We start from the raw sequence: 12,504 nt of genomic DNA on the forward strand, positions 1-12,504 counted from the left end.
ACGGGGACTACTACCTGCAGGGGTTGTTCGATTGAGGGGCGGGCAGGTGCGGTCGGGGTGGAGGCCCCGCCGCTTGTGGCCTAGCGTGACGGCATGCGCCCCGCACGACTCCTTTCACTCCTCCTGGTATCCCTCGTCCTTCCGGCCTGCGCCGCCCGGCAGGTGCGCCCGGAGGGAGCCATCCGCAAGGTGGTGGTGATTGCGGGCTCGCGCGTGGACGTGCTGCCCACGGGCTCCTTCCGCCAGGACATCATCGGAGAGGGCAACCCGCGCACGGTGCTGGTCCGCCAGGCGGAAGCCGAGCTCCTCTCGCGCGGCTTCGAGGTCGTGGCCACCCGCCAGTCCCAGGCCCCCGTGCCGCTCACGGACGAGGTGTCGTCCTTCGTGAGGCAGAACAAGGCCGAGGCCGCGGTGGTGGTCATCCTGGACTGGCTGGACGTGTCCGGCGCGTCGGTGCTGAACCGGGTGGACGTGGTGCTGCGGCTGGGCATGGTGGACCCCAACGGCCAGGTGCTCTGGACGGACACGTTCCGCTCGCAGCCCATCGTGAGCGCCTACCAGTCCGCGACGGACTGGAACTCGTTCCTGCGCCGGGCCGTCATCGACGCGGTGAAGGTGGTGCCGTGACGGCTGTCCTCCTTTCGCGCGGGAAGAGGGGGGCATGCGGGTCCTGGTGACGGGCGCGGCGGGCTTCATCGGCGCCCACGTCTGCGAGCGGCTCCTCGCCCGGGGCGACACGGTGGTGGGACTGGACGCACTGGACGCGGCTCCCGGGGACGTGGCGCTGCGACGCTCCCGCCTCCAGCGGCTGACGGGTGCGCGCGGCTTCACCTTCCTCGCCGGCGACATCACCGACGCGGCCCGGCTGGGCGAGGCATTCACCACCGCCCGTCCGGAGGGCGTGGTGCACCTGGCCGCGCGCGTGGGCGTGCGGGCCCCGGACGCGGAGGCTCCGGCGTACGCGGACACCAACGTGACGGGCTTCGTGCGCGTGCTGGAGGCCTGTCGCGAGGCGCGCGTCCAGCACCTGGTCTACGCGTCCTCCAGCTCCGTGTATGGCGCGGCCACGCCCGCTCCGTTCCGCGAGGACGCGCCGGTGGATCAGCCGCTCAACCTCTACGGCGCCACCAAGCGCGCCAACGAGCTGATGGCCCACGCGTACAGCCACCTGCACCGGCTGCCCGCCAGCGGCCTGCGCTTCTTCACGGTGTACGGCCCGTGGGGGCGCCCGGACATGGCGCCCCTCCTGTTCCTGCGCGCGCTGGCTCGAGGCGAGCCCCTGCGGCTGCACGGCGACGGGCGCATGCGGCGCGACTTCACCTTCGTGGACGACGTGGCGGAGGCCGTGACGCGCGTGTTGGACCGGCCGCCTTCGGGAGGCGGCCCGCCGCACCGGCTGCTCAACGTGGGACACGGAGAGCCGGTGGCGCTGGGGGACTTCGTGGGCCTGCTGGAGCGGCACTGGGGCGCGAAGGCCCGCGTGACGTCCGTACCCGCCGCGCCCGCGGAGATGGCCTCCACGTGGGCGGACACCACGCGGCTGGAGGCGGAGACGGGCTTCCGGCCGCGCGTGTCCGCGGACGCGGGCGTGGCCCGGCTGGTGGCGTGGTACCGCGAATGGATGGGCGCCGGCCGGGGCTCGTGAAGACCCTGGCCGGCGCCCTGTGTGTCCTACGTGCCGTGTGGAAGGGCTACGGCAGCACCGCGAGGAAGCTCTCGACGAAGGCGTTGTTGTCCTCGCGCAGCTCCGTCACCGAGCGGTACGGATCCACCAGCGCGCCCAGGTAGAACAGCCCGGAGCCCTGGCCCTCCGGCAGCCAGGAGGCCGTCGTGGTGAGCGCGCTCGTCGTGCACTGTCCCGCGAGCAGCGAGTCCATGGGCAGGTTGCCCAGGAAGACCTGGGACGTGGACATCCCGGCGCCGGGGAAGCGCAGCGTGGGCTGCGTGGAGAGGTACAGCTCCACCTGGGCGCCCCAGTAGAAGTTCTCGGTGCCCTGGTTGCAGACCGTCACCTGGGTGGTGAACGGCTCGTCCCTCCGCACGGAGAACGGCGCGATGACATTCGTGATGACCAGGTCCGGCGCGTTGCCCACGCCGATGCGGCCCCGCACGAAGGTGTCGTTGTCCGTGCGCAGCTCGACGCCCGGCCCCGCGCCGTCCACCGCGGCGCCCAGGTAGAAGACCGCGCCCGGCGACGCCCCCTGCGGCAGGCTGACCGGAACGTTCTCCTCACGCGTGGCGCACGCGTTCACGGGCAGGTCCGGAATCTCCACCAGGCCCAGCACCGCCACGCGGGAGGACGGCGGGATGGGCCCGCCCTGCGACGGCGGCTGCGGCAGCGTGGGCTCCGTGGACAGGACGATGGACACCGTCCGCGGCTGCGCGGGCTGCGTGCCCTGGTTGCAGACCGTCACCGGCACCGTCATCCCCCCCATGTCGGGCCGGACGCTGGCCGGTCCCCCCATGGCGGTGATGACGAGGTCCGGCGCGGACCCTACGGCAATGCGCCGGGGACTGATGAACGTGTTGTTGTCCTTGCGCACCTCCTCCATCACGTACGCGTTCGGATCCAGGGTGATGCCGACGTAGAACAGCTGGCCCTCCGGCTGCGCCCCGTAGCTGCGGGCAATGGACTCCATCGGGAAGGTGACGCAGGCGTGCGGTCCCACCTGCGGGAGGATCCCGTCCGCAAGCAGCTCTTCATACGGCGGGTAGTTCTGCGGCGAGGGCAGCGGCAGCGAGGGCGTCGTCAGCATGTGCAGCGTCGCCCGGACCCCGCTCGGCGAGGGCATCACACCCTGGTTGCAGACCGTGACGGAGGTGGTGAAGGGCACCCACGGCAGGACGCCGGGGGGCGCCGTCACCGACGTGGCGATCAGCTCCGGCCCGTTGCCAATGCCCAGCCGTCCCCGGACGTGGACGTTGTTGTCCCGGCGCAGCTCGGCCTGGGACCACCCGTACGGCTCCACGACGGCGCTCAGGTACACGGGCTGATCCGGAGAGGCCCCCGGCGGCGGCATGGGGCGCATGGTCCGCGTCAGGGTCTTGCACTCGCCCGCCGGGATATCCTGGACGGAGCCTTCGGTCAGGATGAGCTGGGTGGGGGCAGGGAACGGCCTCGGGGCCCCCTCCGGTGGCAGCTCCCAGGTCTCCTCCGCGGACAGGACGAACGCGACCCGCGCGCTGTACGAGGACTCGGTGCCCACGTTGCAGACGCGCGCGCTGGCGATGAACGTCTCGTACGTCGAGGCGCTGTCCGGCGCCTCCAGCGAGGTGATGACCAGGTCCGGGCCGTTGCCCACGCTGATCACCCCCGCCACGCGGGTGTTGTTGTCCTCGCGCAGCTCCTGCATCTGGGCCAGGGGGTCGGCGACGGCGCCCAGGTACAGCGGCTGGTCCGGCGCCGCCCGGTACGGCCGCGACGCCTGGCCGCTGAGCTCCTGCGTGTCGCACGCGCCCGTGTCCAGCGGAGGCACGTCCAGCATGCCCACCAGGAACTGGCTGTCATTGGGCGGAGGCGGAGCGCCCTGCGAAGGCGCCTGCAGCACGGCCTCCGTGCCCACGTAGACCGCCACGGGGGCCATGCCGTTCGACGGCTGCGTGCCCACGTTGCAGACCTTCACGCGGGTGGTGAAGGTCTCGTTCTCCCGCACGCTGGCGGGCCCCTGGACCTCCGTGACGACGAGGTCGGGCCCGTCACCCACGCCCACCAGCCCCGCGGCGAAGCCGTTGTTGTCCAGGCGCGTCTCCTGCGTCCCGGTGTCGACGACCGCGCTCAGGTGCCAGGTTCCGGGAACATCCCAGGGGCCCGACGGGTACGGACGCATGGCGTGGAAGGTGGCGCTGCGCGTGGCGCACCGCTGGGAATCCAGGTGCGCGTACGACGACGCGCGGCCCAGGAAGGCGTAGCCGGTCTGGGGGCTGGGGTACTGCGAGGGCCCCAGCACCGGAGGCGCCGCGTCCAGGGAGAGGTACAACGAGACGCCGTAGTCGGAGATGGGATCGAAGCCGACGTTGCAGACCGTGTAGCTCGCGGTGAAGGACTGGCCGTCCCGGAGGTTCGTGGGTGCCTGCACGTCGGTGACGACGAGGTCCGGCGCCGTTCCCACGCCCACCCGTCCGTGGGTGAAGACGTTGTTGTCCTCCTGCAGCTCCTGGATGTTCCGGACCGTGTCGATGACCGCGCCCAGGTACAGGGGCTTGCCCGGCTGGAACTCGGGCGGCAGCGAGGCGTTGGCGTTCACCGGCACCGTCGTGCACTGCCCGGCCTCCAGGAACCACAGGTCCGCGCCGCCCACGGGGGTCTGGGTGGGCGTGGCGATCGGCCCGGGGTAGGCCGCCGGGAGGACCACCGGGTCCTGCGTGGAGAGGAACAGGTCCAGGCGGGCGGTGCCGGCCAGATAATCGGTGCCCACGTTGCAGACCCGCGCCTCGGCGGAGAACCCGGCGTACGGCCGGAGGTTGGCGGGCGCCTTCAGCGACTGGATCACCAGGTCCGGGCCGTTGCCCAGCCCCACGAGTCCCTTCACGAAGGTGTTGTTGTCCTCGCGCAGCTCCGGTTCGGACGGAGAGCCGCCCCCCACGGCCGCGCCCAGGTAGAGGGGCTGGCCCGGCTGACAGCCGGAAGGCGCGAACGCGGGACCGGAGACCTTCACCTGGGTGCACTGCCCGGCTGCCAGCGGCATCAGCAGCTGCGTGGTGCCGATCTCGGTCTCGGTGGTGGGTGACGGGGGCTGCGGGAGCGGAGTCAGTGACGGCTGGGTGGCCAGGCGCACCGCGACGGTCGCCGGCGAGCTGTACGCCGTGCCCACGTTGCACACCGTGACGGACGTGCGGGCCTCCTCGCCATGGCGGAGGTTGGCGGGCGCCACCACGCCGGTCACCGTCAGGTCGGGCCCCATGCCCACGCCCATCCGGCCCGCGACGTGCGCGTTGTTGTCCTCGCGCAGCTCCGGAGCATTTCCAGCGTCATCGACGATGGCGCCCACGTACAGCGGCTGCGTGGGCAGGGAGGCATTCGGGGGACGCAGGGCGTGGGCCTGGGTCCGGACCAGGAGGCATTCTCCCGCGTCCAACCCGGGCACGAACGCCTCGCCCACCTTGATCTGCGACAGGGAGGGGGTGCCGGGCGCCGGGATGCTCAAGGCCGTCTGCGTGGAGAGGTAGATGCCCGCCTGCGTCGTCGGGGAGGGCGCGGTCCCCACGTTGCAGACGCGCACCTCCGTGAGGAAGGAGGCGTTGTCGCGGACGTTGGCGGGGGCCTTCACCTCGGTGACCACCAGATCCGCCCCGGTGCCCACGCCCATCAGCCCCTTCACGAAGCCGTTGTTGGTCTCATCCAGCTCCTGCACCTGCTGGTCGGTGTCCACGCTGGCGCCCAGGTAGAGGGCGGTGACGGGCTGCGGGCCGGGGGGCGGAATCGCGGGGCCGGACACGGTGCGCGTGACGCACGCGCCAGGGTCCAGCGGCCCCACGTCCACCTCGCCCACGGTGCTCTGTCCGGAGGGAGGCGGGCTCCCCGGCGCGGGCACCTGCTGCGTGGGGGAGGTGGACAGGTACACCTGCAGGAGCGTCGGCCCGTTGCCGCCGGCGAAGGCGTCGCCCCGGTTGCAGACCTGCGCGGTGACGGTGAGCGTGCTTCCGTCGCGGACGCTCTGGGGCGCGTCCAGGCGGGTGATGACCAGGTCCGTGCCCTGATCCAATGAATGGGTTTGACCGCGGGCGTGCTTCGCGCTGGGCGACGCACCTTCGCTTCCGCAGCCGGTGATGACGAGCGTGCCCGTGATGAGCAGACACGCGTGTCTCCATGACGGCGACAGCCGTGGCATGTGTTCTCCTTGGGGTATGGGTGGTCTACGAGGCGCCAGCGGGGCCGGCCGACGCCGTGAGAAGCCTTAAGCGACTCGCTCCAAGACGAAAAGCAGTACGACGCGAACCCATCGTATTGGCGGACAGGTCCGGAAAAGACAATCGCCGGCCGCGAGGCGTGAAGGCCCTCCGGCCGGCGAACTCCATCTCAACGGATGGGGAATCCCGAGCGGGAAGCCCCTACTGCGCCTGGCTGATGGGCGTGGCCATCAGCCGCGCGTTGTTGTCCTCGATGAGCTCCTGCCACGCGTTCGGCGTGTCGATGATGGCGCCCAGGTAGATGGGCTGGCCGGGCATGGAGGAGGGAGGACGCAGGGCCTCGGCCTCGACCCACAGCACGGTGCACTGGCCCGGCATCAGCGGGGACGCCCAGAGGCTGCCTCCGGGGATGGGGCTCTGCACCTGGGTATACGGCGGCATTCCCTGGCCGGGCACGTAGAGGGACGTCTCCGTGGTGACGATGAGATCCATCGGCACGGAGCCGTACACGGACACGTTCCCCTCGTTGCAGATGTCCACCTGCGCGGTGAAGCGGGTGTTCTGCGGCACGGGCGCGGACGCCACCGTCACCGAGCGCACCACCAGGTCCGGGCCGCTGCCCCGGACAAGGCGCGACGTCACGCGGGTGTTGTTGTCCTCGTTCAGTTCCATCACCTGGAGGCCGCTGTCCACGCGGGCGCCCAGGAAGAGGGGGCTGTTGGGGTCGGCGAGATAGGGCGCGCCCGCCTGGCCGTTGATGGGCGCCGTCAGGCACTGGCCCACGGCCAGCGGCGGCAGCGACACCACGCCCGCCACGAACTCCGACGGCGCGGGGGGCGGAGACTGCGTGGACAGCGTCTCCTCCATCGCGAGGACGCCCATCACCTGCGAGGGCCCCGCCGGCTCCGTCCCCGCGTTGCAGACCGTCACCTTCAGCGTGAGGGGACCGTTGGGGATGGCGCTGGAGGGGCCGGTGACGTCCGTCACCACGAGGTCCGGGCCGTTGCCCAGGAAGAGCGGGCCGGCGACGCGCACGTTGTTGTCCTCGCGCAGCTCCTGATGCTGCTGGTTCACGTCCGCCAGGGCCACCAGGTACAGCGGCTGCGACGGCAGGGCGTACGGCGGAGGCGCGGCGTAGACCGTCTTCGGGTACAGCGCGCAGGCACCCGGCTGGAGCGAGGACACCTCCACCGTGCCCACCGGTGACTGGGTCGGCGGAGGCGGGCCCTGCACCGGTGACACCGCCGAGGGCGTGAGGGACAGGAAGAGGCCCACCGTGGAGGCCGGCGCGGGCTGGGTGCCTTCGTTGCAGACCTTCACGTCCGTCCACAGCGACGTGCCGGGCTTGACGCTCGCGGGCGCCGTCAGCGTGCGCACGACGAGGTCCGGACCGCTCCCATGCCCGATGCGGGACAGCGCGGACACGTTGTTGTCCTCGCGCAGCTCCTGAAGCAGCGCGGGCACGTCCACGACCGCGCCCACGTACAGCGTCGGGTTCGGCATGATCGTCCCGCCGGGCGGGTTGACGTTGCCGGTCACGACGCGGGTGACGCACTCGCGCGGCTCCAGCTGCGGCAGCGGACCTCCCCCCAGAATCATGGCGGACATGGGCGGCGGGCCCGACGGCGTGATGGAGAGCGAGGGCTCGTTCGTGACGTAGACGTCCAGCGGCACGCTCATGGAGCGCGCCGTGCCCACGTTGCAGACCTTCGCGGACACCGTGAACGGGGCATAGGGCGACGAATTGGAGGGGACGTCCATCGCGACGACGGTGAGGTCCGGCGCATTGCCCACACCCACCAGCGTGTCCGCGCGGGTGTTGTTGTCCTCGCGCAGCTCCATCACGCCCTGGTTCATGTCCACGATTGCGCCCAGGTACAGGGGCTGCGAATACGTGGAAGAGGGCGGGCGGTTGGCGGGGCCCTGCACCGTGCGAGCGGCGCACTGGCCCGCCGCCAGCGGCGGCACGTTGAGGGTTCCCAGCGGCAGCTCGGTCATGGGGCGGGGCTGGGACGACGGAGCCGCCAGCGACGGCACCGGGGACAGCACCACCCTCACGTCGGCCGGACCGGAGGTCGTGAAGCCCGTGTTGCACACCGTCGCGGTCGCCTGGAGCGGGTCGCCCTCGCGCACGCTCGCGGGCCCCGTCACGGAGCGGAGGGTCAGGTCCGGGGCGTTACCCACGCCCACCGGGCCCTGCACGAACGTGTTGTTGTCCTCGCGCAGCTCCAGCACGCTCCCCGTCCAATCCACGATGCCGCCCAGGTAGTAGGGCGTGCCGGGCGCCACGGGCGTGGACGGCGGCTGCGCGGTGCCGGAGTAGGGCACCACGCGGCACTGGCCCGTGGCCAGTCCACCCACGGGGATGCTGCCGAGCGGGAACTGGAGGGTGGTCTGCGAGCCGGGCTGGGGCGGCATCGTCATCGCGTTGACCGTGGACAGGTACAGCTGCACGGCGCCGCTGGAGCTGGGCTCCGTGCCCACGTTGCACACCGTCACGGACGCGTCGAACAGCTGGCCCGGCGCCAGGTTCGCTGGCGCGTCCACCTTCGTGACGACCAGGTCCGGCCGGCTGCCCACGCCCATGCGGCCGCGGACGAAGCCGTTGTTCGTCTCATCCGGCTCCGGCACCACCTTCTGCGTGTCGATGCTGGCGCCCAGGTAGTAGACGCCGTTGCCCGTGAAGCCCGAGGGCGGGCTGACGGTGATGTTCAGCGAACGGGACACGCACTGGCCCGCGTACACCGTGCCCACGCTCGTCTGGCCCTGGGTGAGCTGCTGGCTGGTGGGCGGCTGCGTCCCCGACCCCGGCACCTGCTGCGTGGCCGTGGTGGACAGGTACACCTGGAGCAGGGGGCTGGAGTACACGGTCTGCTCACCGGCGTTGCAGACCTTCGCGGTGACGGTGACGGACTGGCCGGGCTTCGCGTTCTCCGGAGCCTGCAGCTCCGTGATGCGCAGGTCCGGCCCGGGCACGAGCGCGGCGGCCTGCTGCTCCAGCGCGGGCGCTTCCTCTGGCACGGAACCGCCCGTGCAACCGGTGAGCGCGAGCGCGCCCGTGATGAAGAGACACGAATGCCGCCATGGCGGCGTACGCCGAGACATACGGACTCCTGGAATGGGGGGAGACAGACGATACAGGCCCGGTGTGACATCCACCGGGCGTGCATGTCTTTTCTAGGAGCGGAAGCCGGCGGGGAAACCTGTTTCAGTGTTTCCCCGACGGACACTGTCTCTACTCGACCTCCACGCGTCCGTTCGCGACGCGCCACCGCGTGGTGGTACAGGCGCGCGCGAAGGGCGCGTCGTGGGTGACGAGCAGCAGCGCGCCCGGGTAGTCGTGCAGCGCCGCCTCCAGCCGCTCGATGGACGGCAGGTCCAGGTGGTTGGTGGGTTCGTCCAGCACCAGGGCCCAGGCGTGCTGACCCAGGCCGCGCGCGATGGCCAGCTTGCGCGCCTCGCCGGGTGACGGCTGTCCGGACGCGAGCAGCCGGTGCGGATCCACGCCCAGCGCGGCCACCAGGGACATCACCCGGCCGCGCTCCTCCGGGGGCAGCTCGCGCACCTCCTCGAGCATCGCCCGCGTCTCCTCCACGCCCAGGTCCTGGGGCAGGTACAGCAGCTTGTCGCGGGGCACGCGCGCCTGCTCCAGCAGGGCCTTCAGGAGCGTCGTCTTGCCGGCGCCGTTGGGACCCTCGATGCGGATGCGCGCCTCGCGGTCCACGTCCAGGTGCGTGGGTCCCAGCACCTCCACGTCGCCGGCCTTCAGCCCCGGCGTGTCGAAGGTGAAGAGCCACGGGTTGGGCGAGCGCACGTAGTCCACGAACACGGAGCGGCCCACGGTCTTGTCCGCGGTGAAGGTGCCCACCGCTGCCTCGGCGCGCTCCAGCTCGCGCCGCTTCACGGTGACCTGGTGCCCCAGGCGGGCCTCGGCCCAACCGGCCAGTGTGGACGGGCCCAGGCCGCGCGCGTCGCTGTCGTTCTTGTTGCGCATGCGCCGCCCGGTGCTGCGCGACAGGGTGGCGCCCTGGTGTTCGCGCCGGGCGTTGGCCAGGAGCTGCGCGGCCCGGTCCCGCTCCGCCTTGGACTGCTGGTGGGCGGCGACCTCCGCCTCGCGCTCCGCTTCCCAGTGGCCCTTCGCGGCGGAGTAGGCGCCCGGGTACAGGTGGGCCTCGCCGCCGTGCACGCGCAGCGTGGCCTGGGTGAGCGTCTCCAGCAGCTCGCGGTCATGGGACACGACGACGCCCACGCCCCGGAAGCGGCGCAGCGCGGCCACCAGCCACGCGCGTGCCTCCGCGTCCAGGTGGTTGGTGGGCTCATCCAGCAGCAGCACGTCCGGATCGCGGGCGAGCGCCGCGCCCACCTGCCAGCGCTTGCGCTCTCCCGGAGACAACGTGGGCCAGCGCTCCAGCGCCGTGACGTCCAGGCCCAGCTGGCCCTGGAGCCTGCGCGCCAGCGCGTCCCACGCGTCCGCGAAGGCGGTGATGTCCGGCGTGAGCGCCTCCACGCCCTGCGGACACAGGCACACGATCGGCGAGTCCGGCTCGAACTGGAGCTGCCCGGACGTGGGCGTCAGCTCCCCGGACAACAGGCGCAAGAGGGTGGACTTGCCGGCGCCGTTGGGACCGACGAGGCCCGTCCAGCCCGGGGTGAGGTGGAACTCCACGTCGGTGAGGACGGGGATGGCATCGGTGAACGAAAAGCACACGTCGTGCGCGCGCACGGAGGAAGAGGACGAGGGCATGTTGAAGCGACTCCTGAAACCGGAAGCCAGCGCACACGTCGGTCAGGACGCGCGGCGGCGGGGGACAGCTGGGGACCGGGGTTTCAGGCGAACAGCTTCAAGGATCTGCGAACCTCGTTCAGGGGAAGACCTCTGACATCTCCCCACGTGGACAGCCGACAGCCGGTGCTTCAGGTGCAGCTTGCGGCACGGCCCGGGCTGAAGACAAGGCCCGGGCCCGCACACCAAGGGCACCGACTTCGGAAACGCCGGTGCCCTGACAACGATTCCCGCGTTACTCGTCCGACGGGGGCGGCTGCACCCGGCGCGTGGCGGGGAGGGTGGCGCTCGCGGCCGCGTTGCGGGCCAGGGCCTGGGCGCTCAGCGCGGCGGCCGACGGGGCGCGGGCCGGAAGCTGGGGCTGGGGCGCGGCGGCCGGGGCGTCGTCCTTGGCGAACACCTCCTTCAGCGTGGCGATGGAGCCCAGCGCGGCGGTGGCCTCGTAGGGGACGAACATCTTGTTGTCGCCCTTGCCCAGCTCCTGGAGCGTCTCCAGGTAGCGCAGCGCCAGCACCTCCGGCGTGGCCCGGCCGGTGTGGATGGCCTCGAAGGTGAGGCGCGTGGCCTCGGCCTTGCCCTCGGCCTCCAGCATCACGGCGCGCTTGTGGCCCTCCGCGCGGGCGATCTCCGCGTCGCGCTCGGCCTCCGCGCGCAGGATGCGGGAGATCTTCTCGCCCTCGGCCTGGAGGATGGCGGCGGCCTTGTCGCCCTCGGCCTTGGTGACCTCCGCGCGGCGCTCGCGCTCGGCGGTCATCTGCTTGGCCATGGCGGACTTGATGGCCTGGGGCGGCTCAATCTCGCGCAGCTCCACGCGGGTGACCTTCACGCCCCACTTCTCCGTGGCCTCGTCCAGCACCATGCGCAGCTTGGTGTTGACCGTCTCGCGGCTGGTGAGCGTCTGATCCAGGGTGAGGCCGCCCATGACGTTGCGCAGGTTCGTCATGGTGAGCTGCTCGATGGCGAGCGCCAGGTTCTCCACCTGGTAGAGCGCCCGGCCGGGGTCGACGATCTGGTAGTAGATGACCGAGCCGACCTCCATGTTGACGTTGTCATGGGTGATGACCTGGACGGTCTCGAAGCCCATGACCTGCTCGCGCAGGTCCACCAGCGTGTTGCGCGTGAAGCGGTTGCCGGCGCGCATCTCCATGGCGCGCGGGCTGTCCATGAAGGGGATGAGGATGTTGAGGCCGCTGGAGGCCACGCGGTGGAACTTCCCCAGCCGCTCCACGACCATCACCTTGGCCTGGGGAACGATGCGCACCCCGGTGACCATCGCGAACACGACGGCGGCGGCCAGGAACAGCAGAACAATGGTCAGTCCCATGATGCGTTCTCCTTCGACTTGCGACGCGCCGGTTGCTGCAGCGCGACTTCGGGGGACGCAGACGGGCGTCGCACCCACAGTTTGAGGCCTTCAATCTGCTCCACGGTGACGCGCTCGCCCTCGGGCAGGGGCCCGGACAGGGAGCGGGCCATCCACAGCTCGCCGTTGATGCGCACGATGCCCCCGTGCCCCTCCGCCAGCGCCTCCGTCACCACGGCCTCCTGGCCCAGCATCGCCTCCGCGCCCGTCTTCAAGTGCACGGCGTCCCGCATGAAAACGTTCTTGAAGAGGGTGCGGGACGCGCCGAACAGGGCGGCGGACACCAGCGTGAAGACGAAGAGCTGGCTGTTGAAGCCCAGGCCCGCCCCGGCCATCAGGGAGGCCATCAGCGCGCCCACGGCGAACCAGAGCGTCACGAAGCCGGAGAGCTTGATCTCCAGCGCGCCCAGGACGATGGCGGCGATGAGCCAGAGCTGCCAGGCGGTGGGGTCCATGGGGTCCTTGTTTGGCAGCCGCTCCGGTTCCCTGTCAAACCGGGCGGGCGCTGTCT

7 protein-coding genes are annotated in these 12,504 nt (G+C 71.4%); 2 read left to right on the forward strand and 5 right to left on the reverse strand.

Annotated features, from left to right (window positions below):
- Nucleotides 1-93: 93 nt before the first annotated feature.
- The gene (locus D7X96_RS37085; protein ID WP_121771853.1) at nucleotides 94-627 is read left to right on the forward strand and encodes a hypothetical protein; all 534 of its coding nucleotides are present in this window, start codon (nucleotides 94-96) and stop codon (nucleotides 625-627) included.
- A gap of 34 nt (nucleotides 628-661) precedes the next feature.
- Nucleotides 662-1,645, forward strand: coding sequence for an NAD-dependent epimerase/dehydratase family protein (locus D7X96_RS37090; protein WP_120552651.1), 984 nt, complete (start codon nucleotides 662-664; stop codon nucleotides 1,643-1,645).
- A gap of 46 nt (nucleotides 1,646-1,691) precedes the next feature.
- Here the strand turns inward: D7X96_RS37090 and D7X96_RS37095 are convergent, their stop codons facing one another.
- The 5 genes from D7X96_RS37095 to D7X96_RS37115 form a co-directional block, all read right to left on the reverse strand.
- Nucleotides 1,692-5,828, reverse strand: a complete 4,137-nt coding sequence (locus D7X96_RS37095; RefSeq protein WP_121771854.1) for a CARDB domain-containing protein — start codon at nucleotides 5,826-5,828, stop codon at nucleotides 1,692-1,694.
- 220 nt (nucleotides 5,829-6,048) lie between these two features.
- Nucleotides 6,049-8,952 carry a CARDB domain-containing protein gene (locus D7X96_RS37100; RefSeq protein WP_121771855.1) on the reverse strand — a complete coding sequence of 968 codons (2,904 nt, stop codon included), beginning with the start codon at nucleotides 8,950-8,952 and terminating at the stop codon, nucleotides 6,049-6,051.
- A gap of 130 nt (nucleotides 8,953-9,082) precedes the next feature.
- Nucleotides 9,083-10,591 (reverse strand): ATP-binding cassette domain-containing protein, encoded by a 1,509-nt coding sequence (locus D7X96_RS37105; protein WP_120552654.1) that lies wholly within the window; start codon nucleotides 10,589-10,591, stop codon nucleotides 9,083-9,085.
- A gap of 274 nt (nucleotides 10,592-10,865) precedes the next feature.
- The gene (locus tag D7X96_RS37110; RefSeq protein ID WP_208647435.1) at nucleotides 10,866-11,954 is read right to left on the reverse strand and encodes an SPFH domain-containing protein; all 1,089 of its coding nucleotides are present in this window, start codon (nucleotides 11,952-11,954) and stop codon (nucleotides 10,866-10,868) included.
- On the reverse strand, nucleotides 11,945-12,448 hold the full coding sequence (locus D7X96_RS37115; protein WP_120552655.1) for an NfeD family protein: 504 nt from the start codon (nucleotides 12,446-12,448) through the stop codon (nucleotides 11,945-11,947). The genes D7X96_RS37110 and D7X96_RS37115 overlap by 10 nt, the downstream gene beginning before the upstream one ends.
- Nucleotides 12,449-12,504 lie beyond the last annotated feature (56 nt).

The organism is Corallococcus interemptor (assembly GCF_003668875.1).
GTDB lineage: Bacteria > Myxococcota > Myxococcia > Myxococcales > Myxococcaceae > Corallococcus > Corallococcus interemptor.

Bases quoted from the DNA above. Each gene is read 5' to 3' on its own strand.
- D7X96_RS37085 (WP_121771853.1), top strand. From the start codon at position 94: ATGCGCCCCGCACGACTCCTTTCACTCCTCCTGGTATCCCTCGTCCTT.
- D7X96_RS37090 (WP_120552651.1), top strand. From the start codon at position 662: ATGCGGGTCCTGGTGACGGGCGCGGCGGGCTTCATCGGCGCCCACGTC.
- D7X96_RS37095 (WP_121771854.1), bottom strand. From the start codon at position 5,828: ATGCCACGGCTGTCGCCGTCATGGAGACACGCGTGTCTGCTCATCACG.
- D7X96_RS37100 (WP_121771855.1), bottom strand. From the start codon at position 8,952: ATGTCTCGGCGTACGCCGCCATGGCGGCATTCGTGTCTCTTCATCACG.
- D7X96_RS37105 (WP_120552654.1), bottom strand. From the start codon at position 10,591: ATGCCCTCGTCCTCTTCCTCCGTGCGCGCGCACGACGTGTGCTTTTCG.
- D7X96_RS37110 (WP_208647435.1), bottom strand. From the start codon at position 11,954: ATGGGACTGACCATTGTTCTGCTGTTCCTGGCCGCCGCCGTCGTGTTC.
- D7X96_RS37115 (WP_120552655.1), bottom strand. From the start codon at position 12,448: ATGGACCCCACCGCCTGGCAGCTCTGGCTCATCGCCGCCATCGTCCTG.